This is a genomic window from Halanaerobium saccharolyticum, from assembly GCF_003259895.1.
Classification (GTDB): Bacteria; Bacillota; Halanaerobiia; order Halanaerobiales; family Halanaerobiaceae; genus Halanaerobium; species Halanaerobium saccharolyticum_A.
Window position 1 is genome coordinate 47,833 of record NZ_QLME01000009.1, and the last position, 25,897, is coordinate 73,729.

A 25,897-nucleotide genomic window follows, 5' to 3' on the forward strand; every position below is an offset into this window, starting at 1 on the left:
GGAATTATATTATAATTACCCTTTTATAATATTTTTAAACTTAATTGTATAAACATGTAAATAAGGTTTAATTTAAGTTCTGGTGATTTTATTCACTCACAGCAGAGCTGAGAGTATTTAAGAAAATAACAACTCTAAACGATTATAATAACGAAGGATATAATTGGCAGAAAAGAGGTGAAAATAATTAGGAGCGCTTTATTAAGAATAATGATTATTTTAATTTTAATTATAGTGATTTCACCATTAACTCGGGCTGAAGAGGTAACAGTTAGCACTGAAGCAGATATTACTGCAGGAGCAGAATTGGCCCGCAGAGAAGCACTACAAAATGCATTTTTAGAAGCAGTTCAAAAAGCAGCTGGGAATTATATTAATAAATCGATACTGGTAGAAAATTCTCAACTGATCAGCCGTCGGATTTTCTCTAAGGCTGAAGGCTATGTCAGCAGTTATCAGATTTTAGAAGAATCAGCTGCAGAGGGAATCTATCAGTTAAAAATAAAGGCAGAAGTAACTTCTAAACTTTTTTCCGATTTAGAAGAATTAAAGATGATCATTAAAACTCAAACTAGTAATCCCCGTATTTTGCTGTTGATGGATGATGCTCAGATAGAAACTTTAACCAGAACTTCGGTTAACGAATTTCAGGCAGAGGTAGCTGCTATAGAAAGATCTCTGGGAGCGATCTCAGGAGTTAATCCCAATGCAGCAAGAATACAGCAGTTTTTAAAAAATGAGCTGCAGCAGCTTGGTTTTGAATTAGCTGCTGGCGATATAGAAAATATTTTTTTAAACTCACTGGGAAGCTCAGAGCAGTGGCAGCAGAATGCTCCAAAACTGCTCACAAGTTCTAAGCGAAAATGGCCTTTTGAGCTTCTAATTACTGGTAAACATGATTCAGTCAGACTGGGGGAAAAAGAATTTTCTTTTGGACCTTTAATCATTCAGGGAGTAGAAAGTTCATTTTCTGTTTATAGTGCTCAGACAGGAGAAAAGCTAAAGGAAATTAAATTTACTGAAAAAGCCTATGCAGAAGATCCCAATAGAGCTTTAGAAATTGCTGTAGAAAAGGTAGGCAGCTCAGGAGCTGTAAGACTGACAGAAGAACTTATGCCGTTAATTAATCTAAACAGCGGCCAGAAAAGTTTAAAGTTAAAAGTAAATAATTTAGCCTCCTATGGAGATTTAACTTCTCTGGAGAAAGTAATAAAAAAACTTGAAGGAATAAAAAGCTTTAAGCTTCACAGTTTTGCTGATAACTCAGCTTCCTACATTCTAAATGTAATGCAGAGTACAGATGTACTGGCAGAGCGTTTCAACAATGAAGAAGAATTCCCTTTAAAGATTATGGAGCTGGGACCCGATTATTTAGAACTTACTGCCAATTTATAAAAACAATTTAACTATCAAACAGGAGATGATACTAATGAAAAAATTACTAACAGCAGTATTGATTACAGCATTCTTTCTTTTAACAATTTCATCTGCAGTCAGTGCCGACGAAGATTTGATTTCTAATGTAATGGTTAAGTATTTTAAAGGATCAGTAGAAACAACTGGGATGGCAGTTGCTCCAGATAATATGTCTAATGCAGCTCAGGCTAAGGTTTTAGCTAGAGAAGGGGCAATTGTTGATGCTCGAGCCAAAATGCTGGAATATATCAAAGGAGTACATATTACTAAAGATGTAACTGTGGTTAATGCAATGGCCAATTCTAAAATCAATCAAACTCTGGAAGGATTTATTGATGGTACATATGTTGTAGAGGGCAGCGAAAAATGGGAAGAAGGAATATATCAGGTCACAATGCGCAAAGATATTGATGAATTTAACCGTGTTTTCTACGAAGAACAGAGTACAGAATTTGCCACAGAGCCTGCTGCGAGAGAAACAAATTATACCGGACTTGTAATTGATGCCCGGAATGTTAATTTAAATCCACAGGTAATGTTTAGAATTGAAGCTGAGAATGGAACAGTGGTTTATGATAATACAAAAGCACTTTTTGAACCAGCTGTAGATAAAGGTCTGGTCGGATTTGCTCCTTCTATAGAAAGAGCTTCGGAATTACCACGTGTTGGTGAGACCCCTTTAATTGTAGAGGCAGTTGAGGTTAATGGCGAAGATGGTACTGTTGTAGTTATCAGCAACGAAGATGCAGTAAAAATAAATAAAGAATTAGAAAGTACAAAAGTATTTAGACAGGCTAATGTAGTAGCCGTTATTGATGAATAGAGGTCAAGTGATGACTAAATTATTTGATAAAAAAATACTGTTTCTGACTGTTATTATTTTAATTTTAACAACGCTTCCGGCAGCAGCTGACAGCCTTGGAGATGCTGTAAATACAATAGTCTCTGAGTTGACATCTGATCTTTTTATGACAATTCCGGGAGATGAAGATTATAAAATAGCGGTTGCTGATTTTTTAAATCAAAACAATCAAAAAACCCAGCTCAGTAACTTTATTAGTGAAAACATAACCATAACTTTAATTAATGAGAGTGACCAGAATATTAGAGTTTTAGAACGTCAGCGTTTAAATTCTGTTTTAGAAGAACAGGATCGAATGACATCTGGAGTTTTAAAACAGGATACATCGGAAAAAATTGGAGAACTGCTGGGTGCAGATAGTATAATAATTGGTAAATATTATAATATAAAAAAGGAAATTCATTTAATTGCTAAATTAGTTTCTATAGAAACCGGATATATTCACTCTGCAGTCAAGCTGATTTTGGAAAAAGATGAGATTATTCATTCTATGCTTGGTGAAAACTATATTCAGAGGACGATGAATTAGAGATATGGTTACTAGATATCATTCGACATTTTAATAATTAGTTTGATAATAAGACTCCTGCTGTGTCAATTTTGATGCAGCAGGATTTTTCTATTTTGATTTTATTTAGTTGATATTGTTCTACATGATATCGATGATAAACAGTATAATAAGTCAGGATGAGAGAGATAAATCAATGTAATCTCTTTTAATCAGATTTAATATTTGATATTTATTTACCGATTATTGTTATTAGATAGAATATCAAGGAGGTGAGGTATTAAGGTGATTATCAATACAAATATCGCAGCACTTAAGGCTTATAATAACTTAACTCATAACTACAACAGTTTAATTAAATCATTTGAACGCCTCTCTTCAGGCAAAAGAATCAATAGTGCAGCTGATGATGCAGCAGGACTGGCAATTAGTGAAAAAATGAAGGCTCAGATTAATGGACTCAGTCAGGCTCAGAGGAATGCCCAGGATGCTGTTTCTTTAGTCCAGACAGCAGAAGGTGGACTCAAAGAAAGCCATTCCATACTCCAGCGGATGCGGGAACTGGCTGTTCAAGCTTCCAATGACACTTATAGTGAAACGGATCGCGGAGAAATTCAGAAAGAGATTGCAGAATTAGCTGAGGAATTAAGCTCAATTGGAGAATACACTCAATTTAACACCAAAAGCCTGCTGGATGGAAGCTTTGATGGTATTTTTCAAATTGGAGCCAATCAGGGACAGACCCTGGGGCTTCAGATTTCTGATATGCGAGCTCAAGCTCTGGGAGTAGTCGACGGCAGTGGAGAGGTTATTAAACTGACCGATCACGAGTCAGCAGCTGATGCTATTTCTATTTTTGATGAGGCTATCTCAAAAGTCTCTTCTGAAAGAGCAAAATTGGGAGCGGTTCAAAATAGACTGGGCCACACAATTAATAATTTAAGTACCACAGAAACCAATTTAATTGCTGCTGAATCCAGAATTTCTAATGTTGATATGGCCAAAGAGATAATGAATATGGTCCGCTATCAGATTCTAGTGCAGGCAGGGATTGCAGTTTTAGCTCAGGCCAATCAGATGCCCCAGGGAATCCTGCAGCTTCTGGGTTAAAATAGTTTAGTCAAATACTTAAAACATTCAACCGTCTATTCTGGAAGTATCATAACATTCCTCTGACGGTTTTCTTTTTATGTAAGCAGTTTTATATGGTATAATAGACTTAATAGAAGCTTAAGGGTGGTGGCATTAATGGAAAAGCTGAGTACAAGCATCTCTGATTTTGAAGAGTTGAGACAAAATAATTATCTTTATATAGATAAGACAGAATTTTTAGCTAAAATAATCAGCAGTGATAAATATTATTTTTTGTCTCGACCGCGGCGATTTGGTAAAACACTTTTCATTGATACCCTGGAGAAGTTTTATCAGGGCAAAAAAGAGCTCTTTAAGGGTTTATTTATTTATGATAAAGATTGGAGCTGGGAAGAGTATCCTATTATCAGACTGGACTTTAATCGATTAGAACACAGTACAACAGAAAATTTAAAAATTGAGATGGAAGAATTTTTAAATGGTTATGCGCAAGAATATGATTTAAAACTTAATTCGACTCTTATCAGTTCTAAATTTGAAGAGCTGATAATTAAGATCAGCGAAAAAGAAAATAAAAGAGTCGTTCTATTGATTGATGAATATGATAAAGCAATAATTTCTCATTTGAGTCAGGATCCAGAGGAGATTAAAATAGCAAAGTCTAATCAAAACTTCTTAAAAACTATCTATGACAACTTAAAACCACTGGTAAAACATCTCGAATTAGTTTTCATTACTGGTATTTCTAAATTTAGTAAACTTTCAATTTTTTCAACTTTAAATAACCTGAAAGAACTTGATATGCATCCTGGATTTTCACATATGCTGGGTTACACTGAAAAAGAACTTCATCATAATTTTGAACCATATTTTAAAGAGTTTGCGGCTGAAACAGAAATAAGCAAAGAAGAATTATATGCTGAATTTAAGAGGATGTACAATGGTTTTCGCTTCAGTGATGAAGATATTAGAGTTTATAATCCCTACTCGATAGCAAAAGCACTTGCTGCAAAAAAAATAGATAATTACTGGTTTGAAAGCGGGACTCCCAGTTTTTTAATTGAACTTTTAAAAGACGAACAGTATGAGATTCCAAAACTGTCTGATCTGGAAGTATTCAAAAGTCAGCTCAAAGCTTATGATATTACCAGGTTGCAGTTAATCCCACTTCTATTTCAGACTGGATACCTAACTATTAAAGAAAAACTTGGCCGTGATTTTTTAAGATTAGGTTATCCCAATCAGGAAGTAGAAACAGCTTTTTCTCAGAATTTAATTAGTGAGTTGAGTAATTATGAGGCTGATCTTTCTCTGATAAGAAAATTGAGGCTTGCTATTAATAATTTTGATTTAGAAGCATTTATCGTCAATATAAGATATTTGTTTGAAAGCATCGCTAATATAAATATCCCTGCAGCTGCTTCTGAACGAGAAAGCTATTATCACACTATGTTTTATCTGATCGCAGAACTTTTAGCTGATAGAGAACTTAAAATTGATTCGGAGTTATTAACCGCCAGAGGTAGAATTGATATGGTGGTAGAGAGTAAAGATAAAGTCTTTATAATTGAATTTAAGGCAAATCAGAGTGCAGAGCGGGCAATTAAACAAATTAAGGAAAAGGGATATGCAGATAAGTATAAGCTAAAGGATAAAGAAATAATACTGATTGGAATCAATTTTTCAACAGATCAGAAAAATATTTCTGAGCATTTAATCGAGACAATTAATTAATGAGGTGGCATTAATGAAAAAATTACCCCTTGGAATCAGTGATTTTAAAGAACTGCAGCAGAATATCAAAAACATGACTATTTGCTGGAAAAGAATGTTTTAAGTGAGGCAGAAAAAAATCTATCAACAAATTTTAAATTTAGAAGCTGATCAGGTGAATTATCAAAAGTCTCTGCAGCGTTTAACAGAATATCTGCAGCTGCTTTGGAGAGAAAAGAGGGGCTGAACTGGAAATTCCAAATCGGGAAATAAACTATATTTACGAAGAAATTATATTGGACTGGTTTGAAGAAAATATCAGCAGTAAAAAATTAGCTCTAATGCTTAAAGCTCTAATTGAAGCGGATATAGATACTTTTGCTCAAATTGTGAAACTGGGGATTGCTTTTTCTGGTAAGGAAATAGAAATCAAGGCAAGATAAATAAAAAACCAGTCCTGAATAGGACTGGTTAATTACTATCAGCGGGTATATTCACCTTTTAAAACAGCTTTCTGCAGGATATGGCCTTCCATTGCTTCCAGCAGAGTTTCTTTGTCAGCTCCCACTTCTAAATCAAGCTTATCCTCCAGAGCGTAGACATAAAATCTGTAGGTGTGAACTCCACCGGGAGGGGCAGGACCCTTATAACCTAATTCATTAAAGTCATTTTTCCCCTGCAGTGCTCCTTTGAGACCTTTAACTTCACCTTTTGGCTCAATATTTTTGGATATTTCACTAATATCTGCAGGTATATTCCAGAGCAGCCAGTGGGTAAAAGCTCCTCCTGGAGCATCTGGATCATCGACAATAACTGCCAGAGTTTCAGCTTCAGCGGGAACATTTTCAAAGATCAGGGGTGGAGAAATATCCCTTCCATCAGCCGTATACTCTTCAGGAATAAAACCACCATCTTCAAAGGCAGATTTAACAATCAGATCTTCTCCCATAAGTTTGGCCTCCTTTCTTGTTTCGACTTGCTTCGAAAAGCTATCCATCACTTTTAGTCTTTACATTTATCCAACTTCAGTCCTTTTTCTTTCAATTATATAATAACAGAAAGTATTCAGAAAATAAAGGATATTCATTTTGCAGATATTAAATTAAAAAAATACTTTTGCTTGCTAAAGGATTGTGATATAATAAATTTTAAGATAAATTTCTACTTATTTTAATACTGTTATTTAAAAAATTGGGTAGAAGCGAGAAGAGAGAGCACAAATTTAAAGGAGGAAAATATTTATGAAATTTAAGCAGAGTTTAGTTTTTATTTTTGTTGTGGCGGCTGTCTTAGTTTTAAGTTCAGGTGTAATGGCCCAGACCTATGTGGTTGGTACTAATGCCAGTTTCCCACCGTTTGAATATGTAGAAGATGGTGAAATTGTAGGTTTTGATATTGAATTGATTAAAGAAATTGCTGAACTGCAGGGTTTTGAGGTAGAGGTCAGAGATATCAGTTTTGACTCCTTGATACCGGGACTGGCTTCAGGTAGTCTGGATATTGTGGCTGCTGGAATGACAATTACTGCAGCTAGAGAAGAAGTTGTTGATTTTTCTGATCCCTATTATTCTGCCAATCAGTCTGTACTGGTTCACGAGGAATCTGATGCTAATCTGACTGTTCTTTTTGGTAATCAAGATGTTGGTGTCCAGACAGGTACCACTGGAGATACCTGGGTCAGAGATAACCTGCTGGAGGATGAGGTTCTGACAGGTGAGCTCAGAAATTATGATTCCTATGTCTTTGTAATTAGAGATTTAGCTAATCAAAATATCGATGCAGCTGTACTGGATAAGCCGGTTGCCGAAACTTACAGCCAGAATAATCCGGTAAAAGTAGTAGCCGAAATTATTACAGGTGAAGAATACGGTATTGCTGTTGGAGAAGGAAATGAAGAACTGCTGGCAGAAATTAATGCTGGTCTGGAAAAGATAAAAAACAATGGTACCATGGAAGAACTGATCCAGAAGTATTTTGAATAAAATTGACCGAAAATAGATTAGCATAATAATATCAGGACTTTTCCCGCCTTTATAATTAATGGAATTAAAACTTAATTGTTGGCGGGAAAGGTCCTTTTTAAAATTTATGCTGCCCGGGTTTGATTTATTTAAACTAAGTAGATATAATATTATTTGGATTATAAGTTAAAAAGGTAAATTGTAACCTTATTTTTAAGCAGATTTAGAAAGGGATTTACCTTTTCAGCTTATAATCTAAGCCAAATTAACTTAGGTTGAGCTTAGAAATCAAATTCTGACAATAATTATTTTTAGAAAGGACAGATTATGGATAAATTAGAATTAATTATAGACGCACTCCCCTATCTTTTAGAGGGAACCCTGGTAACAATTCAGCTTACTTTCTGGAGTCTTTTAATCGGGATAGTAGTTGGTTTGCCAATTGCCTTTGCTCAGGTTTACGGCAACAAAGTGCTGCAGGGAATTGTTGTAGTTTATGAGCGCCTGGCCCGCAGTATTCCACTGCTGGTAATGCTTTTGCTGATCAATTATGGCCTGCCTCGATTGGGATTAAGAATTCCAATTTTTAGAGCAGCAGTAATCGGAATTGGTCTCCGTTCTGCAGCCTATCAGTCCCAGATTTATCGAGGTGCAATTCAGTCAGTGGGTGGCTCTCAGATGAAGGCAGCTCGTTCTTTAGGAATGGGTAAATTAAAGGCCTTTTTTTATATTATTGCTCCCCAGGCGATTAGAATTGCAATTCCACCTGTGGCCAATGAGTCTGCAATTGTACTAAAAGATACCTCGCTGGCTTTTACCATTGGAGTGGTAGAGCTTTTAAGACAGGGAGAGTATTTTATTGCAACCTCAAATGAGCCGATGGTAATTTATCTAACCATTGCGGCAATTTATTTTATACTTACTACTATCGTCAACGGCGGTCTATCCCTGTTTGAGAAAAAATATCAGATTCCGGGGATAGGTATTGAAGGAGGACATTCAGATGCCTACTAAGCATTTATTAAAAATAGAGGATTTACACCACAGTTTTGAAAATGAAGAAGTTTTAAAAGGAATTTCCTTTTCTCTTGATAAGGGGGAAACCAAGGTTATCGTTGGTCCCAGTGGAACCGGTAAGAGTACAATCTTAAATAATATCATCCGACTGGTGCCACCAACCAGAGGTAAAATCTATCTCGAAGATACCGAAATTACTTCAGCTAAAAAAATAAATGAGATCAGACAGCAGATTGGTTTTGTTTTCCAGGATTTTGGTCTATTTAATCACCTGACCGCAAAGGGAAATATTATGATAGGTTTGACCAAAGTTAAAAAAATGAATAAAAAAGAGGCAGAAGAATTAGCCATGCTGGAGCTGGATCGGGTTGGACTCAAAGAATATGCGGCTTCCTATCCTTCACAGCTCTCAGGAGGTCAGAAACAGCGGGTTGGAATTGCCAGAGCCCTGGCCATGCAGCCCAAATTAATTTTGTTTGATGAGCCTACTTCTTCGCTGGATCCGGAACTTACCGGAGAGGTGCTTAAAGTTATGCGCAACCTGGCCGAAGAGGGAATGACTATGCTGGTTGTGACTCATGAGATGGGATTTGCCCGCAGTGTTGCTGATGAGTTAATTTTTATGGAAGCTGGTAATATTGTTGAACAGGGAAATCCGGAAAAACTATTTACCGATCCCGATCATCAAAGAACCAAAGAATTCCTTTTTCAGCTGACTGATTTATATGGTGAGGGTGAGAACTAATGCTGGATATTTTTATGGAATATTACCCTCTCTTTTTAAGCGGACTGGGGGTCACAGTTTTTGTAACAATAATTTCCTGTTTTTCGGGAACAGTTCTGGGAACCTTTTTAGCACTCGGGAAAATTTATGGAAATAAATTTGTTTCGGCTGTAGTCAGAACTATTATTTCAGTTATCAGGGGTACACCACTTTTAGTTCAGCTTTTTATAATTTATTATGGGCTTCCTTCCTGGGGGATAAATATGAGTCCAATTACAGCTGCCATTATTAGTTTTATTATTAACAGTGGCGTCTATCAGGCTGAATACCTCAGGGGTTCAATTCAGTCGATCAGCGGCAGTCAGCTTAAAGCAGCACAGTCAATTGGAATGACTAAATGGCAGGGAATCAGACATATTATTTTGCCCCAGGCTTTACGTCGGGTAATTCCCTCCTGGACCAACGAATTTATTTATATGATTAAATATTCTTCTCTGGCCTATGTAATTGGAGCCCGGGAGTTAATGACAGAAGGAAAATTAATTGCCAGCCGCAACTATCAATTTTTTGATGTTTACCTTGTAGTTGCTCTGATTTACTTAATTGTAATCATCTTCTTTGTGGCAATCTTTAATCGAATCGAGAAAAAGGTTACCATACCTTAAAATTTAATGTACATGTACCGGGTACCACCCGATATATGTCGATAATTGTCGAAGTTGAGGCTTGCTAATTATTTATTTAATTAGTAGGTCTTTTTGCTTTATAAAGCTCCAAAAAAGTGATAAACTATAATTACTCAATATTTGTAAAATTATTCTTGCAGGGGAGAAAATATCAGGGGAGTGAACTATTAAAAAATGTTTAAAAGTATTAAAACAAAAATGATTATTTTAGTAAGTTTGATGCTGTTTTTATTAATTGCGGGAAGTTCTTTTTATGCCTTTAGACAGTCAGAGAATATTTTAAGTAATACACTACAGTCAGAAGCGGAAAATTCCGCCGGGAAATCAGTTGAAACAATCAGACTCTGGACTGAAGAAAAGGGTAAGATAATTCAAAATTTAAATTATTTAGATAGTATAAGAAGTATGGACTGGGAACGGCAGTATAATAATTTAAAGCCTATTTCAGATGATGATCCACAGATTGAATCTTTATTTATTGTTGAGCCAGATGGAAATATGAGAGATACAAACCAGTTTGAAACAAGTGTAGCCAGTCAGAGCTATTTTCAGCAGGTAACAGAAAATAGAGAACAGGTTTTTTCTGAACCAACTGAAAGCTTTGAGACAGGACGTCCGATCACAATTATTGCCAGTCCGATATTTAGGGATGATGAATTTGTCGGAATAGTGGGAGCCGTTGTAGCTCTTGATATTCTACAGGAAATGGCAGTTGAAATGGACATCAATGGTAATGGCTATGGAATGATTTTAGATCAGGATGGCAATATTCTGGCTCATCCAAATGATGATTATCTTGGTAATCAGGATATTTTAGCAGATCAGGGCCAGGGTTTTGAAAATACATATAACAATTTTTTGACAAATGAAAGTGGGTATGAGCAGTATCAATTAGAAGGAGAAAACTGGCAGGCAGCTTATGCAACAGTTGATAGAGTAAATTGGACAGTCGCCTTAACAGCCAGAGAAGCAGAGCTTTTTGCTCCCCTGGATATTCTTCGAAATAGTAGTTTTTTTGCCGCTGCAGCAGCGATTTTAATTGGTATTATAGTTAGTTATTTGATTGCCCGCTCAATTGTTAATCCGATAAGAAGTGTAGCAAAAGTTGCAGATAAGGTTGCAGATGGAGATCTAACACAGCGTCTGGCAGTAGAAGATTTTAATGTCAATCAGAATGATGAGCTGGGTCAGTTATTACAATCCATTAACTCAATGGTTGCAGGTTTCCAGCAGATTATAGATAAGGTGAAGACTACGGCAGGAGAACTTGCAGCTTCCAGTGAAGAACTTTCAGCTTCTGGTTCTCAGGTTGAAAAAAATGCAGAAGAAGTTGGAAATTCGATTGAGAGTGTTGCTGCCGGCGCAGAAGAACAGTCGGCTCAGATTGAAGAAATTTCAAGTAGTATCTCCACTCTCAATAAAATAATTGCAAATAATGCACAAAAATCAGATAAAATGATTGATGAAGCAGAAAGCGTAAAAGAAAATATTGAGCAGGGAACTCAGTACATTCAGGGCTCAATAAATCAGAGTAATCAGGTTCAGGAATCGAACAAGCTTGTAGCATCAAATGTTGAAGAACTTGGTGATAAATCAAGAGAAATTGGAGAAATTGTTGATCTAATTAATCAAATTGCAGATCAGACTAACCTTCTGGCATTAAACGCAGCAATAGAGGCAGCACGAGCTGGAGAAGCAGGACGTGGTTTTTCTGTAGTTGCTGATGAGATTAGAGAATTAGCTGAAGAATCAGCAGATGCAACTGAGAGAATAAATAAACTTATCCATGCCATTCAAAATAGTGTTGATCAGGTAATTGAGAATAATGAGCGTGGTCAGGAAAATATTGAAGAAAATGTCGAAATGGTAGAAGAGACTGGCCAGGTATTTATTAAGATAGAAAGTTCTGCTGAAGATTTGTTAAACTTAATCAATCAGGTAGCAGATAATTCTAATAAAATGAAGGAAAACAGTGATTATGTAGAAAGTGGAATTACTGATATAGCAGCAGTTAGTGAGACTTCTGCCAGTAATTCTGAGGAGGTTGCAGCAGCTAGTGAGGAACAGATTGCAGCAACGGAAGAAATCGTTTCATCTGCAAAAAAACTATCAGAATATGCTGAAGAACTAAAAACTGCTGTAAATCAGTTTAAGATTTAATGACTTAAAATCTAAAATTAACTTTAAAATTCTGACAAACAATAATTCAATTTATTTATTCTTGTAATCAAAGGTCCATAATGCTATAATTAATTAAAGGAAATATATGTAATCTAATTCTACCAGTAATTCTAGTTCATGGAAACTATTAAGAGCAGGGTGGTGAGAATTTTGGATCAGGAGCTTCTTGATGCGATGAGAGACATTATTGTTAAAGAGACGAAGAAGATAGTTCAGTCTGAAACCAGAAAGATTGTTCAGGAAGAAACGAAGAAGATAGTCCAGTCTGAGACTAGAAAAATAGTGCAGGAAGAGACGGCAAAACTAAGTGCTCAGGTTGAAGAAAACACCCAGATTCTTAGAGCATTAGAGTCAAATAAAGATATACAAAATGCCAGGATGGACAGAATGGAACATGATCTGGCTCAACTGCTTGGCAGTAATAAGAAGGTTGAGGATCTGGAGGATAGATATATTCATCACAGTCATCGAATAGTAATTGACACCAGTGAAGCGGTAGAAAAAGATGCAAGTTAAATAGATTTGATAAAGGCAGTTTCTGGTCAGGGGCTGTCTTTTTCTGATAGGTTCTTCCAGCCCAATTACCATAAATTGGTTCAGTAAACGGTAGGTGCACTTGTAAAGGAGTGATTAGATGAAAATTTATACTAAAAGTGGAGATAAGGGAACAACCAGTCTTTTTGATAATTCAAGAGTAGCAAAAGATTCTCTGCGGGTTGAAAGTTACGGAACAATTGATGAACTTAATTCTTCCCTGGGCTTTGCCAAAAATTTTGTTGAGGAGCAGGAAGTTTATGATATTTTGCGTTCTGTGCAGCGGCAGCTTTTTAATCTGGCAGGTGAGCTGGCAACTCCTGACTGGGAAAGCTTTCCCGAAAAAATCACTGAGGAAGATATAGAATTTTTAGAAGCAAAAATTGATCATTATTTAGCTCAAATGAACAAAAAAGAAAAATCAATGTTTATTATTCCCGGCAGCTCGAAGGCAAGTGGGGCTCTACATCAGGCAAGAACCATCTGCAGAAGAGCCGAACGCAGAATTACTACTCTGGCAGCAGAGGCAGATATCAGTCAGGATTTACAAAAATATATAAATCGTCTTTCGGATTTGATTTATACGCTGGCCCGCTATTCTGAATCAGAATTAGATTATGTGGAGTTTAAAAAACAGTGAGGATTTTAGTTGATGGAGATGGCTGTCCTGTAATTTCTATTATTACAAAAGCTGCTGCCAAACAGGAGCTAGAATTGATTGTTTATACTGATTTAAATCACCAGCATCAGCTTGATTATGGGACTTTAAAAGTAGTTGATCAGGGATTTCAGTCTGTGGATATGGTACTCTGCAATAATATTGAGCCGGGAGATCTTGTTATTACCTCTGACTATGGACTGGCCGCTCTCTCTTTAAGTCGGGGAGCCAGAGTGCTGGGTTTTTCAGGCCGAGAATTTACCAATCAGAATATAGAAAGACTTCTGGCCAGTAGACACCGCCAGTTTAAAGAAAGAAAACGTACCGGCCGCCACACAAGCCATAAAAAAAGAACTGAAGCTGATGATCAGCGCTTTAAAAAAGAACTGCTTAAATTAATAAATGATTAACTGCTGATCTAGATTAGTAAAAATTAGCAAGGAAGGTGAACCAATGGATAAACAGAAAAAAACAGTTTACGCCTGGGCTATGTATGACTGGGCTAATTCCGCCTTTGCCACAGTAATTCTGGCAACAGTGCTTCCTATATTTTATAAAGATGTTGCAGGTGTCAATCTCCCGGGAAATCTGGCTACTTCCTACTGGGGTTATACTCAGACTATTGCCATGATTATTATTGCTGCAATCTCTCCAATTATGGGAGCAGCTGCTGATTATTCGGATTCCAAAAAATCTTTTCTCAAGTTTTTTGTGATGCTCGGTGTCACAGGGACAGCTCTTTTGTTTTTTGTTAATGAAGGTAATTATCTGCTGGCCTCTTTCTTTTTTATCATTGCCAATATAGGTTTTTCTGGAGGTAATGTATTTTACGATGGTTTTTTAACAGATATTAGTGAATCTGAGTCCATAGATTATATCTCCAGTCTGGGCTATGCAGCCGGTTATCTGGGCGGAGGTCTGCTGCTGGCAGTTAACCTTTTGATGATTTCCAGCCCTGGTTTATTTGGAATCAGCTCAGTCACTGCTGCTACTCAGATTTCTTTTATTACAGTTGCGGTCTGGTGGCTGGTATTTTCTTTACCGGCTTTTAAATATTTACCAGAGCCGGAGAAAAGGGTTGATAAAGTTCCTTTAGGAAAATATACGAAAATGGCTTTTGGCCGGCTGAAGTCTACCTTTATTCATATTCGAAAATACAGAGAGTTATGGAAATTTCTGCTGGCTTTCTGGCTTTACAATGATGGAATTGGAACCATTATTAGAATGGCCACAATTTATGGAAGAGAAGTAGGGATTGGTCAGACAGATTTAATTGGTGCCCTGCTGCTGACTCAATTTGTAGGTATTCCTTTTGCTCTGATTTTTGCCAAAATAGCAGGTCAGATTACTGCCAAAAAGGGAATTTATCTGGCTTTAATTATCTATACCGGAATTACCATTTATGGTTTTTTTCTTGATTCTGCCCTTGATTTCTGGATTTTAGCCGGGATTGTAGGGATGGTTCAGGGAGGAGCTCAGGCCTTAAGCAGATCTCTATATGGGGCGATGGTACCGGAATCCAAATCAGCAGAGTTTTTTGGTTTTTTTGGAGTTTCCAGTAAGTTTGCAGCAATTATTGGACCTACTATTTTTGCTTACACAGGTCAGCTGACCGGATCCAGCCGCTATGGAATTCTTGCAGTTGCTTCCTTTTTTATTCTGGGAATGTTCTTTTTAAGCAGAGTTGATGTAGAAAAAGGTAAATTGGAGGCTAAAAGTTAATTTATTTTTAAATAATGGGTGGATATTGTTTACTTTAAGTGCACTGCAGTTAATTTTACTGCAGTAAAAAATGAGACTTTGCAGGAGGTAGAAAAATGCCCGATTTTTGGACTCACTTGATTGCCGGAGAAGAAATAGCAGCAGGAATTGATAATAAGGAGCTTAAATCACTGCTGGATCAAAATTATCAGCTTTTTAATTATGGATGTCAGGGTGCAGATTTTTTCTTTTATAAAGATTTCCTGCCCTGGCAGAGATCTAAAAGAGGCCCTGAAAAAGGAGAAATGGTTCATTCTCTCAGCGGCAGAAAATTATTTTCCAAACTTTTAACAGCTTATAAAAAAAGAGGAGTTTATATTCAGTCTCAGCTGCCTGACTCCAGGCTCTGGCAGTATAATCTGGTTTATCTGCTGGGGTTTATCTCTCATTATGCTCTTGATCGGGAGTGCCATCCTTTTATTATCAACAATGGTGGTAGAGATGAAAAACATAAATTAATTGAGGCCAGCATCGATATTTATATGATGAGGCAGAAGTGGGATCAGAGCCCGGCAGCAGTTAATCCGCTGCCCTATTATCAGCTGCAGGAGGACCATTTTATGTCTCTCAATTATTATTATAAGTTAATTTTTAGCAGTATTTTTGGAGAAGAGTTAGAAAAGCAGTTGATCTGGGAATCCTATCTGGACTTAAGAAAATATCACAAAATATTTTTTGCAAAAGATGCAAAAAAATATTATTTACTGAAATTTTTAAATTTAGTTTTGCCTCAAAATTTGAGCCAGCACAGCTATGCCCTGAACGAAAAAGAGGAGGTCTGGCCGGCAGAAAATTATCAGCAATTTGAAAAATGTTATACTAGTGGAATAAAGTCTGCCCAAAAATTAATTGTGCAGACCTTAAATTACCTGCAGTCGGAAGTATCGCTGACTGAGCTTCTGGCATTATTTAGCGCAAAGAACTTTCTGGGAGAAGAAAGTTCTGAACGAGAAAAAGATTAAACTGTCTTTTTTATAAATACTTAATTCATTTCCACCGGCAGATCACTGCGGTTACTCCAGCCGACCCAGGATTCATCGTATAATTTTACATTTTCATAGCCCAGAACCTGGAGAGTAAAAAAGGTATGAGCTGCTCTGACTCCATTGTGAGAAAGCACAGCAATAGTCTCTTTTTCCTTACTGATTCCTGCCTCCTGAAAAAGATCAGTAATTTCTGCAGCTGATTTATAATTTCCTACTTCATCTAAAACTGCTGTCCACTCGAGATGGATTGAACCCGGAATTCTTCCTTTGCGGGGGGCAGCAGTGTTTGTCTCTTCTCCTTTGTATTCCGCCTCTGTTCTTATATCTAAAATAAGAAAGTTATCATTGTTCATATTTTCTGCAATAGTATCAGAATTGACAAGCCATTCATTCTTGACATCTCTTACCTCAAAATCACCCTCTTTGGGATTGTGGGGTAGTATTTCAGTCTCATAGTCTGCTTCATTCCAGGCCTGATAGCCTCCCTCAAGTATCCGCACATCCTGATGAGCATAGACTTTAAAAATAAACCAGAGTCTGGCCGCCCAGGGACTATCCTCTTCACCATAAATTACAATTTCCGAATCATTATTAATTCCTTTTGCCTGAGCGAGATTACTAAAGTCAGGAGCATCAGGGATCAGCTCCGGGACCCAGCCCTGAACAGCACTGAGATCATCACCCCACATATGTACTGCATCCGGCAGATGGCCCAGAAGATAGCGGGCACTGTTGCGGACATCGATTATTTTTAGATTTTTATTTCCGGCTTCTAATTTTTGATTTAATTCTGCAGTGGAAATTAAAAGTTCTGGAGCAGCGAAGTCTGCTTGGGCTGCTGCTGGTAGAGAAGCGAGCAGCAGCAAAGAAATTAAAATAATTAATAATAAGTTAAATTTATAATAATTGTGCATGGATCTGCCTCCTTGAAATTTTTAGCTTTAGTCTTCATTAACTATTATATACCTTCAACGAAAAATTTTCATTATTATTACAGAAATTATTCAGAAAATCTCTGAAAGGCAGGATTTTGTGGAGTTTTGTTGAAATTAAATTAAGAGAGCTTAGAAAAAAATTGACTCTTAGGAGGATAAAATGAAAAAGGTAATTTTAGATTGTGATAATACAATTGGACTGGAAAAGAAAGACGTAGATGATGGTCTTGCTTTTTTATTTCTGCTGGGCCGGGAAGATATTGATTTAATGGGTGTGACCAGTGTCTTTGGCAACAGCAGTTTAGAAGACACATATCGGACTACCGAAGGTATGCTCAAGGATTTTAAATTAAAAGATAAAATCAAACATTTTAAAGGGGCAGCAGAAGCTGGTGATCATCAGACAAAAGCAGCAGAATATCTTGCTCAAACCGCTGCTGAAAACAAAAATGAGATAACCTTAATTGCAATTGGACCCCTGACAAACCTCTATGCTGCCTGGAAAATTGATTCTGACTTCTTTAAAAATCTAAAAGAAATCATAATCATGGGTGGAGTAACTGAGCTGCTGCAGTTTGGCGAAGACACTATTGATGAGCTTAACTTTTCCAGTGATCCGGAAGCAGCAGAAAGGGTGCTTAAAGCTGAGGTTCCTGTTGCCTTAATGTCCGGTAACCTTTGTTTAGCAGCTCGCTTTGGCGAAAAGTCGTGGCGTCGGGTCAATAGATCAAAAAACAAAGCTGTGCGGGCCTATATTAGCGATAAAATTGAACACTGGTATGAATATTCTTCTGAGATGATTGGCCTAACAGGTTTTTATATGTGGGATGTAGTGGCTGTAGTTTATATGAATGCACCCGAGATATTTCCCTATAATAAAAGAAAATTCGTTTCCACTGTTGAGGATTTAAAGATCGGCCAGATTAAAACCGAAAAAGCCGATGGCCGTCTGCAGGAGGCGGGAGTAATCAATTTACCTTCCACTATCCTGGATACCAAAAGATTTAAAGATACTGCCTTTGCAGCCTGGGATAATATAGAAATAGTGCCGGAAGGTTATAACAATGCTGAATAAGGATGAACTGCAGGACTTATTTTTTATTCAACATCAGTTGACCGATCTACTTTTAAATGATTCCGGACTTCGAAGCTTTGCTGAAGTTTTAAATAAAAATCTGTCCGCAGATGTTTATATTTTCGATCGTTTTCAGGATGATTTAATTTATGCAGATCAAAAAATAAAAAAAGATAAGCAGTTTGATGATTATCTCAGCAAGAGAGAGTTGAAACGTAAAGATTCAGCTTTTAAATGCTGCCGCAATGAAATTTTTGAGTATCAGTATCAGTGGCAGCAAGAAGATTATACTGAACTTCAGCTTGAGTTAGGCAGGGAAGAAAAGGTTGGAGTTCTGACAGTCAGTAATTATCAGGAACTGAATGAATATGAGTACAGAATTTTAATTATAGTAGCTCAATCTCTGGCTTTAAAGCTGCATCAGAATAAACTGGTATCTGAGCTGGCCCAGAAGTGCAGCAGTGAGTTAATTGAAGATATTTTGAATAATAGAATTGACGACAAATCGGAACTTATTCAGCGTGGTCAGCTGGCCAACTGGGATTTAGATTTGAATTATCAGCTTTATTTATTTTCTATTAAGCCTGAGAAAAACATTCAGACAGAAGATGCCTATTATTTTTATGAAATTAAGGAAAGAGTTATGCAGCGGCTGCACAGCCTGCTGCAAAATGAAATTTCTCGAAAATATATTTTGTTTTCCTATAAAAAAGATATAGTGCTTTTAATTAATTACAATTCAGAATCCAGAATAAGTGAAGCTGATATTGATTTAATTCAGGAAGAACTTATAGAAAAAATTAATAAATTTTATTTTAATATTGGAGCAGGTAGTTTTATAACTGAAGTTACTCAAATTGCTGATAGCTATCAGCAGGCTTCTTATGTACTTGATTTTCTGGAGGCAACAGAAAGAAAGAATGTGGTCTACAATTATAGTCAGCTGGGAATAATGAGGCTGCTCTGGCAGATTAATCAGGAAGAGTTAAAAGAATTTACTACTGAGTATCTTGCCAAGTTAATCAAATATGATAAGGGTAACAGCACAGAATGGCTTGATACACTTGGAGTATATTTAGAAGAGGGCGGAAGTATTCAGCAGGCAGCTAAAAGGCTGTTTATTCATCCAAATACGATGAGTTATCGGGTTAAGAGGATCAAAGAAATACTGGGAATTGATCTTCAGGAACAGGAAGTACAGCTCAACCTTCTTGCTGCTTATAAGATCTGCAGGTATATTTTAGAGGATGATCTTGATCTTTAAATATCAAGATTTTTCTAAAACTTTGTTAAATAATTATCAAAATGGAGGTTTCAAAATGACAATAGTAATTGATTGTATCGGTGATCCCTGTCCTCTTCCCTTAATTAAAACCGAAAGGCGTTTGCGAAAACTTAATTCAGGTGAGCAAATTTGTCTGCAGATTGACCATAATTGCGCCTTAAATATTATTCCTGAGTGGGCTCGCAAAAAAGGTTTTCAGGTAAAAGTAGAAAAAACCCCTTATCTGGAATGGAATATATATATCAAAAAAGTTCAGAAAAAACAGGTTCAAGAAGAAGTTGTGCTGAAAGAACAAAAAAATCAGTAGAAATTTGTTGGTGAATCTAAAGACAAAAACTTCTTTTAACTATATAATTATGATAGTTGCTAAAAATATCACAAAGTATATATTTTATGTTTGCTTAAAGATGCCCCGGAGGGTATTTTTCTATTATAATTGGAATTTATATATTTTTTACAAAATTATTAATGTCAGATAAAATACGAGGATTATACCAGGAGGTAGAAAAAATGAAAAAAATAATAACAGCTTTAATAATCACTCTGCTTTTACTTTCTTTACCAGCAGCTGCGGCTGAGGTTTTAGATAAAAGCTGGGAGGAAATTGTAAATGAAGCTGAAGGTGAAACAGTTAATTTCTATATGTTTGGTGGAGATAGAAGAATCAATAACTGGGTAGATACTTTTGTTGCAGATAATTTAAAAGAAGAGTATAATATACATGTGCATCGGGTTCCAATGGGTCCTGATGATTATTTAAATAAACTGCTGGGAGAAAAGCAGATTGGACGTCAGCAGGGGAGTATTGATTTACTCTGGATTAATGGAGAAAACTTTAAAGTAGCCAGGGAAAACGAATTACTTTTTGGATCTTTTACAGAAAAACTGCCAAATTTTAATAAATATATTGATCAAAATGCTGAAGGTGTAACCCATGATTTTGGTTATCCAACCGAAGGTTATGAAGCACCATATGGTAAAGCACAGTTTAGCTTTGTTTATGATTCTGCAAAAACAGAGGCTCCAGCCACTTTTGCTGAGCTGACAGCATGGATTAAAGATAACCCAGGTAAATTTACCTATGCTGCCTTACCAGATTTTACAGGATCAGCTTTTGTCAGACATGTTATTTATAATACCTGTGGTGGTTATCAAAAATTTTATGAGATGCAGGAAGAAGAGTTTGTTAAAGCAATCCAGCCAGCAGTGGATTATTTAAAAGAAATTGAGCCCTACCTCTGGCGTGAAGGTGAGAGTTATCCTGCAACTCAGGCTCAGCTTGATAATTTATATGCTGATGGTGAGGTCTGGATGACAATGGGTTATCACCCCACTAAAGCAGCGGGAGAAATTGAAAAAGGTAACTTCCCTGCCAGCTCTCGTTCTTTTGTAATTGAAGAGGGAACAATTTCGAATACTCATTTTTTAGCAGTTCCTTTTAATGCTCCCCAGCCAGAAGCTGCTCTGGTAGCAGCCAATTTTCTTCTGAGCTTTGAAGCACAGTATAATAAGATGATCCCTGCCAACTGGGGAGATTTTACTGTTCTAGATTTTGATAAATTAAGCGAGCAGGAACGGCGAAAATTTGAGAATATTGACCTGGGAGAAGCAACAGTTCCTCTAGCAGAATTGGAGGCTCATCGAGTTCCAGAAATTCCTGCTAAATGGGTTCCCATGATTGAGGAAGTCTGGTCAGCAGAGGTGGCCCGATAATTTTTTGCAGATTCGACAAATTTAAGGAATGATAAAATTATGTTCAAATTCCGTTTTAATAAATGGTATCCATATTTATTATTAAGCCCGGCTTTAATAGTACTTTTTCTATTATTTCTGGGAGGGGTCATTCTGGGCCTCTCTCAGAGCCTGGGCTATTTTCCTGTTTTAGGACTGGAAGAACCAACTTTTAAATATTATCTGGAGGTCTGGAGCAGTACTGAGTTTCTGAATTCTTTAGTTTTCAGTCTTTTTATTTCTTTTACTTCTGCTATTTTAACTACAATTATTGGTGTCTTTTTTGCCTATCAGCTTTTAAAAATAAAAAATAAAAATAGGATTATCAACTTTTTGTATAAACTGCCGATTATTGTTCCTCATATTATAGCTTCCCTGATGGTATTTTTAATTTTAACCCAGAGTGGTATACTATCCCGTTTTGCCTATCATTTAGGATTGATAGAAGAAATTGCAGAATTTCCGCGTCTTGTCTTTGATAAAAATGGATTTGGAATTATTGCAGCTTATCTCTGGAAACAGATTCCCTTTGTAGTCTTAATGGTTTATACTGTTTTAAAACAAATTAACGGTTCTTTTGAAGCAGCGGCAAAAAATCTGGGTGCTTCGAATTCTCAGGTTTTTAGAGAAATTTATTTACCGCTGACTGCTCCCAGTATTGGTTCGGCTTTTATTATCATCTTTGCTTTCTCATTGGGTTCATTTGAGATACCATATCTGTTAGGGCCCACTTATCCTCAAACACTTTCGGTACTTGCTTATAAAAAATATATCAGCCTTGATTTAACTCAGAGACCTTATACAATGGTAATTGCAACATCACTGACAATGATAACGGTCATTTTAATTATGATTTACAGAAAGATTCTTTCTTTAATCAGCCGTTACCATCTTTAATAAACAGGCAGGAGAGATTTTATGTTTAAAAAAAATATTTATCGGAAAATAATTTTATATGCTCTGATTTTTCTATTTGCTTTTCCCCTGCTGCTTTTACTGGTATGGGCTTTTTCCGGGCGCTGGCCCTGGCCCAATTTGATTGCAGAAAGCTTTAGTCTGGAAGGATGGCGTTATTTTATTGATCCGGCTAATGGAGCTGTAGAGTCACTGGCAACTTCGGTTATTATTGGGGTTGCTGTAACTTTTATTACTCTTTTGATTAGTATCCCGGCCGGGAAGGCGATGGGACTTTATGATTTTCCGGGCAAGGGAGCGGTAAAAATTCTGGTTCTGGCCCCTCTAATTGTTCCACCACTTGCAGTTACAATGGGGATTCACATTAATTTTATGCTCCTCGGGCTGGCTGATAAATTTATTGGAGTAATTCTCGTCCATCTGATTCCCACTCTTCCTTATTCGATCAGGATTATGACCCATACTTTCGAAGGACTTGGTGATAAGTTTGAAGCACAGGCAAGAGTCTTAGGTGCTGGTCCTCTGCAGCGCTTTATTCATATTACCTTACCCTTAATCTCTCCGGGATTGTTTTCAGCCGGGATTCTAGTTTTTATAATTTCTTTCAGTCAGTATTTACTTACATTTTTAATTGGCGGGGGACGGATTATTACTTTTACCATGCTCTTATTTCCTTTAGTTAACAGTGGTGACCGCATGCTTGCTGCAGTTTATAGTCTGGTTTTTATTGCTGCTGCTTTAATATTTACTCTGTTGATGGAAAGAGTCCTGGTAAATCCAGCCGAAAAAAGAGATCATTTTTACATTTAAATTAATTTTAACAATTATATTCCAAGTATATTCTTTGAGGAGTTAAAATATGTCTAGAATAACAATTGAAAATCTCAGTAAAAAATTTGACCAGAAAGAGGTTCTCAAAAACTTAAATCTGGAAGTAAGGGCCGAAGAAATGGTAGCACTTCTTGGTCCTTCTGGCTGTGGAAAGACTACAACCTTAAAATTGATTTCTGGCCTTTTAGCAGCAGATACCGGTGATATTAAATTTGATGGTAATTCAGTTATTGAGCTGCCTACAGAAAAAAGAGGAGCAGTTTTAGTTTTCCAGGAAAATTTGCTTTTCCCTCATTTAAATATTGAAGAAAATATTGCCTTTGGCCTTAAAATGTCAGGGGTTGAGAAAAAAATTAGAACCAGCAGAGTTACAGAACTTTTAGAACTTGTAAATCTGCCTGGATATCAAAAAAGAATGCCGGGTGAACTTTCCGGGGGGCAGCAGCAGCGAATTGCTCTGGCCAGAGCTCTGGCAGTTAACCCCAGGGTTCTGCTCCTGGATGAGCCGATTTCGAATCTTGACGCCAATTTGAGAGAAGAAATGCGGGAGTTAATTAGAAAAATCCATGAAGAAGAAAATATGACAACAATTTTTGTCACCCATGACCGTGAGGAAGCTTTACTTGTTGCTGATAGAATTGCAGTTATGAAAAATGGTAGTTTAGAACAAATCGGAACTCCCGAAGAACTCTACCGCAGTCCAGTTAATAGATATGTTGCTAACTTCTTTGGCCAGGCTAATTATATCAGAGGTTGTAAACTGGGAGATGAGTTTTATCCAGACTGTCAGAATACTGAGTTAAAACATGACCAAGAGGCAGAGAAGAAATTGGTGATGATTAGACCGGAGTTTTTGCATCTGACTAAGGAAGAATTTTCTGATTCAGATTTAATGGTTTTAAAGTCAAAAATAATTAAAAGAAGTTATGCCGGAGAGAGAATTTATTATCAGGTTGAGGCAGATAAGCTGCAGGATCCACTCCGGGTAATAGATTATAATTTAAGCAACTTTGAAGCTGGCGAAGAAGTTTTTCTGCATATTCCGCTGGCTAAGGCTGCTTATCTAAAAGAATAATTTTGCAGTATTATTTTCTGATTCTGCTTTGGTTGAGGACAACAAAAATAAAGTTAATATTTAGCTATTAACCATAATGACAATGTGATATATTTAACTATATAATTAAATTGTGAAATTTAAAACATTATTAAATCACAGGGAGGAATTATTTTGTTAAAAAGTAGAAAAAATTTATTAGTCCTGGCAATGATTCTAGTTTTTGTTCTTAGTTTTTCTTTAATGGCAGCAGCACAATTTGTTCCAATTGAAGACCGGGGTTATGCAAACCCAGAAGTTTTGATTAGTGCAGAAGAATTAACCGAAATTATGGAGAGAGATGATGTTAAAATAGTCGATTTTCGTAATATGGCGATGTATATGACCGGTCATGTTCCAGGTGCAACTAATGTCTGGCGTTCTGATCAGGAAAATACTGATGCTGATTATGGTGGTATAAGAGCTACCCCAGAACAAATGGCTGCAATGCTCAGCGAAAAAGGTATTGCCGAAGATGATTTAATTGTAATTTATGATGCTAAAGGTGATTATGATGCCTCAAGAATGTGGTGGATTTTAACAATGTACGGCCACGATAAAGTTAGACTCCTAGATGGCGGCCTTGAGAGATGGAAAGCTTTAGGTAAAGATACAGCTATTTTACCAAGCAATTATGATGAAACAGATTATAGTTTTGATGAATCTGAATTTGATTTTTCAATGCTGGCTACCACTGAAGATGTTGAAGCGGCAATTGATAATGAGACTGCTTTAGTTTTAGATACAAGATCTGAAGGTGAACATACCGGTGCAGATCTGAAAAGTGGTGCCGCAAGAAAAGGGTGTATTCCTGGAAGTGTCTGGATTGAATGGACTGAGGCTTTAAATGATGATTTAACATTTAAATCTGCTGAAGATTTAAGAGCAGTTTATGGTGAAGCTATTGAAGGTAAAGATGTTATAGTTCCTTACTGTCAGTCAGCTGTTAGATCTTCACATACAACCTTTGTTTTAACCCAGCTGCTGGGTGTAGATGCTAAAGTTCAAAATTATGATGGATCCTGGATAGAGTGGAGTGCCAGAGAAGATTTACCAGTTGAAAATGGTGAGTAATAAAACTGAGAAAAGAATAGTAAAATAAGAAGATAATTGAGAGAGGGAATTCCCTCTCTCTTTTTGCTGTAGAAAAGTGAAAACTATTTTATGAATTGGTCATCTTGTGCTATAATATAGTCAGGTTTTATTTTGTGAAAGGCGGAAAATAAAAATTATGGAAGTACAACTTTCAGTTGTTATCCCCACCCTGAATGAAGAAAAGAATATTGCAGATCTGATTGATTATCTAAAAAATGAAAAAGTTAAAACTGAAATTATTATTTCTGATGCTGACAGCAGTGATCAGACCAGAGAAATTGCAGCCTCCAGGGGAGCGAAAGTAGTTAATTCCAGGCAGGGTAATCGTGGGCTGCAGTTAAATAAGGGAGCCGAAATTGCATCTGCTCCACTCATCTTATTTTTACATGCTGATTCTACTTTAGAGAACTCAGCTTTAAATTCTTTAGTAAAAAAAATGAAGCGGAAGCCCGATAAAATTGGCGGCTGCTTTAGTCTTAAAATTGAATCTGAACATCCACTTCTAAAATTCATCAGCTGGTCTTCTAATTTAAGAGCCAGATATTTAAATTTGATTTTTGGAGATCAGGGAATGTTCATCAAAAAAGAAATTTTTAAAAAGCTGGGAGGATTTCCTGAAATAGAACTGATGGAAGACTGGGAGTTTTCCAGAAAAATGGCAGAGGCGGGAGAACTGCTTTTTTTAGATAAAAAAATTTATACATCTGCCAGACGCTGGGAAGAATATGGTGTATTAAAGACTATTCTTTTGATGCATAAAATAAAATTTTTACATATGCTGGGATACAGTCCCCAGAAGCTTAAAAAAATTTACCATGATGCGCGTTAGCTAAAATTA

Annotated in this window: 28 protein-coding genes; 26 read left to right on the forward strand and 2 right to left on the reverse strand. The window is 36.5% G+C overall.

Annotated features, from left to right (window positions below):
- The first annotated feature begins 177 nt into the window (after positions 1 to 177).
- The 7 genes from C7958_RS07680 to C7958_RS15635 all read left to right on the forward strand — a co-directional run bounded on the left by C7958_RS07680 (position 178) and on the right by C7958_RS15635 (position 6,034).
- Positions 178 to 1,395 carry a flagellar assembly protein T N-terminal domain-containing protein gene (locus tag C7958_RS07680; protein WP_133960282.1) on the forward strand — a complete coding sequence of 406 codons (1,218 nt, stop codon included), beginning with the start codon at positions 178 to 180 and terminating at the stop codon, positions 1,393 to 1,395.
- A gap of 34 nt (positions 1,396 to 1,429) precedes the next feature.
- Positions 1,430 to 2,239: a hypothetical protein gene (locus C7958_RS07685; RefSeq protein ID WP_111572089.1), complete on the forward strand. Its 810-nt coding sequence runs from the start codon at positions 1,430 to 1,432 to the stop codon at positions 2,237 to 2,239.
- A gap of 10 nt (positions 2,240 to 2,249) precedes the next feature.
- Positions 2,250 to 2,807 (forward strand): FlgO family outer membrane protein, encoded by a 558-nt coding sequence (locus C7958_RS07690; protein ID WP_166668710.1) that lies wholly within the window; start codon positions 2,250 to 2,252, stop codon positions 2,805 to 2,807.
- Positions 2,808 to 3,071: 264 nt separating this feature from the next.
- Positions 3,072 to 3,896 (forward strand): flagellin N-terminal helical domain-containing protein, encoded by an 825-nt coding sequence (locus C7958_RS07695; RefSeq protein ID WP_111572091.1) that lies wholly within the window; start codon positions 3,072 to 3,074, stop codon positions 3,894 to 3,896.
- Positions 3,897 to 4,034: 138 nt separating this feature from the next.
- A complete protein-coding gene (locus tag C7958_RS07700; RefSeq protein WP_111572092.1) occupies positions 4,035 to 5,612 on the forward strand; it encodes an ATP-binding protein in 1,578 nt (525 codons plus the stop codon).
- 103 nt (positions 5,613 to 5,715) lie between these two features.
- The gene (locus C7958_RS15920) at positions 5,716 to 5,838 is read left to right on the forward strand and encodes a hypothetical protein (RefSeq protein WP_258394134.1); all 123 of its coding nucleotides are present in this window, start codon (positions 5,716 to 5,718) and stop codon (positions 5,836 to 5,838) included.
- A 49-nt stretch (positions 5,839 to 5,887) separates the two neighbouring features.
- Positions 5,888 to 6,034, forward strand: a complete 147-nt coding sequence (locus tag C7958_RS15635; RefSeq protein ID WP_166668497.1) for a hypothetical protein — start codon at positions 5,888 to 5,890, stop codon at positions 6,032 to 6,034.
- Between the two features lie 38 nt (positions 6,035 to 6,072).
- Here the strand turns inward: C7958_RS15635 and C7958_RS07705 are convergent, their stop codons facing one another.
- Positions 6,073 to 6,540: a YbhB/YbcL family Raf kinase inhibitor-like protein gene (locus C7958_RS07705; RefSeq protein ID WP_111572093.1), complete on the reverse strand. Its 468-nt coding sequence runs from the start codon at positions 6,538 to 6,540 to the stop codon at positions 6,073 to 6,075.
- A gap of 292 nt (positions 6,541 to 6,832) precedes the next feature.
- Here C7958_RS07705 and C7958_RS07710 point away from each other — a divergent pair, with 292 nt between their 5' ends.
- The 10 genes from C7958_RS07710 to C7958_RS07755 all read left to right on the forward strand — a co-directional run bounded on the left by C7958_RS07710 (position 6,833) and on the right by C7958_RS07755 (position 16,075).
- On the forward strand, positions 6,833 to 7,573 hold the full coding sequence (locus C7958_RS07710; RefSeq protein ID WP_111572094.1) for a basic amino acid ABC transporter substrate-binding protein: 741 nt from the start codon (positions 6,833 to 6,835) through the stop codon (positions 7,571 to 7,573).
- 306 nt (positions 7,574 to 7,879) lie between these two features.
- Positions 7,880 to 8,566 carry an amino acid ABC transporter permease gene (locus tag C7958_RS07715; protein WP_111572095.1) on the forward strand — a complete coding sequence of 229 codons (687 nt, stop codon included), beginning with the start codon at positions 7,880 to 7,882 and terminating at the stop codon, positions 8,564 to 8,566.
- On the forward strand, positions 8,556 to 9,314 hold the full coding sequence (locus C7958_RS07720) for an amino acid ABC transporter ATP-binding protein (RefSeq protein ID WP_111572096.1): 759 nt from the start codon (positions 8,556 to 8,558) through the stop codon (positions 9,312 to 9,314). Before C7958_RS07715 ends, C7958_RS07720 begins: the two co-directional genes overlap by 11 nt.
- The gene (locus C7958_RS07725; protein ID WP_111572097.1) at positions 9,314 to 9,958 is read left to right on the forward strand and encodes an amino acid ABC transporter permease; all 645 of its coding nucleotides are present in this window, start codon (positions 9,314 to 9,316) and stop codon (positions 9,956 to 9,958) included. The genes C7958_RS07720 and C7958_RS07725 overlap by 1 nt, the downstream gene beginning before the upstream one ends.
- Positions 9,959 to 10,153: 195 nt before the next feature.
- Positions 10,154 to 12,139, forward strand: a complete 1,986-nt coding sequence (locus tag C7958_RS07730) for a methyl-accepting chemotaxis protein (protein ID WP_111572098.1) — start codon at positions 10,154 to 10,156, stop codon at positions 12,137 to 12,139.
- 171 nt (positions 12,140 to 12,310) lie between these two features.
- Entirely contained in the window at positions 12,311 to 12,676 is a 366-nt protein-coding gene (locus C7958_RS07735) for a hypothetical protein (RefSeq protein ID WP_111572099.1), read from the forward strand.
- 118 nt (positions 12,677 to 12,794) lie between these two features.
- Positions 12,795 to 13,334, forward strand: a complete 540-nt coding sequence (locus tag C7958_RS07740; RefSeq protein ID WP_111572100.1) for a cob(I)yrinic acid a,c-diamide adenosyltransferase — start codon at positions 12,795 to 12,797, stop codon at positions 13,332 to 13,334.
- Positions 13,331 to 13,762 (forward strand): YaiI/YqxD family protein, encoded by a 432-nt coding sequence (locus C7958_RS07745; RefSeq protein WP_111572101.1) that lies wholly within the window; start codon positions 13,331 to 13,333, stop codon positions 13,760 to 13,762. Before C7958_RS07740 ends, C7958_RS07745 begins: the two co-directional genes overlap by 4 nt.
- A gap of 43 nt (positions 13,763 to 13,805) precedes the next feature.
- Positions 13,806 to 15,074, forward strand: a complete 1,269-nt coding sequence (locus C7958_RS07750; protein WP_111572102.1) for an MFS transporter — start codon at positions 13,806 to 13,808, stop codon at positions 15,072 to 15,074.
- A 95-nt stretch (positions 15,075 to 15,169) separates the two neighbouring features.
- A complete protein-coding gene (locus C7958_RS07755) occupies positions 15,170 to 16,075 on the forward strand; it encodes a zinc dependent phospholipase C family protein (RefSeq protein WP_111572103.1) in 906 nt (301 codons plus the stop codon).
- Between the two features lie 20 nt (positions 16,076 to 16,095).
- Here the strand turns inward: C7958_RS07755 and C7958_RS07760 are convergent, their stop codons facing one another.
- Positions 16,096 to 17,013 carry a sulfurtransferase gene (locus C7958_RS07760; protein WP_111572104.1) on the reverse strand — a complete coding sequence of 306 codons (918 nt, stop codon included), beginning with the start codon at positions 17,011 to 17,013 and terminating at the stop codon, positions 16,096 to 16,098.
- A gap of 181 nt (positions 17,014 to 17,194) precedes the next feature.
- Between C7958_RS07760 and C7958_RS07765 the strand changes: the two genes are divergently transcribed.
- The 9 genes from C7958_RS07765 (at position 17,195) to C7958_RS07805 (ending at position 25,888) form a co-directional block, all read left to right on the forward strand.
- Positions 17,195 to 18,109, forward strand: coding sequence for a nucleoside hydrolase (locus C7958_RS07765; RefSeq protein WP_111572105.1), 915 nt, complete (start codon positions 17,195 to 17,197; stop codon positions 18,107 to 18,109).
- Positions 18,099 to 19,373, forward strand: a complete 1,275-nt coding sequence (locus C7958_RS07770; RefSeq protein WP_111572106.1) for a PucR family transcriptional regulator — start codon at positions 18,099 to 18,101, stop codon at positions 19,371 to 19,373. Before C7958_RS07765 ends, C7958_RS07770 begins: the two co-directional genes overlap by 11 nt.
- A gap of 55 nt (positions 19,374 to 19,428) precedes the next feature.
- Entirely contained in the window at positions 19,429 to 19,701 is a 273-nt protein-coding gene (locus C7958_RS07775; RefSeq protein WP_111572139.1) for a sulfurtransferase TusA family protein, read from the forward strand.
- A gap of 203 nt (positions 19,702 to 19,904) precedes the next feature.
- A complete protein-coding gene (locus tag C7958_RS07780) occupies positions 19,905 to 21,107 on the forward strand; it encodes an ABC transporter substrate-binding protein (protein WP_111572107.1) in 1,203 nt (400 codons plus the stop codon).
- Positions 21,108 to 21,146: 39 nt separating this feature from the next.
- A complete protein-coding gene (locus tag C7958_RS07785) occupies positions 21,147 to 22,022 on the forward strand; it encodes an ABC transporter permease (protein WP_111572108.1) in 876 nt (291 codons plus the stop codon).
- 21 nt (positions 22,023 to 22,043) lie between these two features.
- On the forward strand, positions 22,044 to 22,850 hold the full coding sequence (locus C7958_RS07790; protein ID WP_111572109.1) for an ABC transporter permease: 807 nt from the start codon (positions 22,044 to 22,046) through the stop codon (positions 22,848 to 22,850).
- A gap of 49 nt (positions 22,851 to 22,899) precedes the next feature.
- Positions 22,900 to 23,946 carry an ABC transporter ATP-binding protein gene (locus tag C7958_RS07795; protein ID WP_111572110.1) on the forward strand — a complete coding sequence of 349 codons (1,047 nt, stop codon included), beginning with the start codon at positions 22,900 to 22,902 and terminating at the stop codon, positions 23,944 to 23,946.
- Positions 23,947 to 24,099: 153 nt separating this feature from the next.
- Positions 24,100 to 25,038, forward strand: coding sequence for a sulfurtransferase (locus C7958_RS07800; protein WP_111572111.1), 939 nt, complete (start codon positions 24,100 to 24,102; stop codon positions 25,036 to 25,038).
- A gap of 157 nt (positions 25,039 to 25,195) precedes the next feature.
- The gene (locus tag C7958_RS07805; RefSeq protein ID WP_111572112.1) at positions 25,196 to 25,888 is read left to right on the forward strand and encodes a TIGR04283 family arsenosugar biosynthesis glycosyltransferase; all 693 of its coding nucleotides are present in this window, start codon (positions 25,196 to 25,198) and stop codon (positions 25,886 to 25,888) included.
- The last annotated feature ends 9 nt before the right edge of the window (positions 25,889 to 25,897 follow it).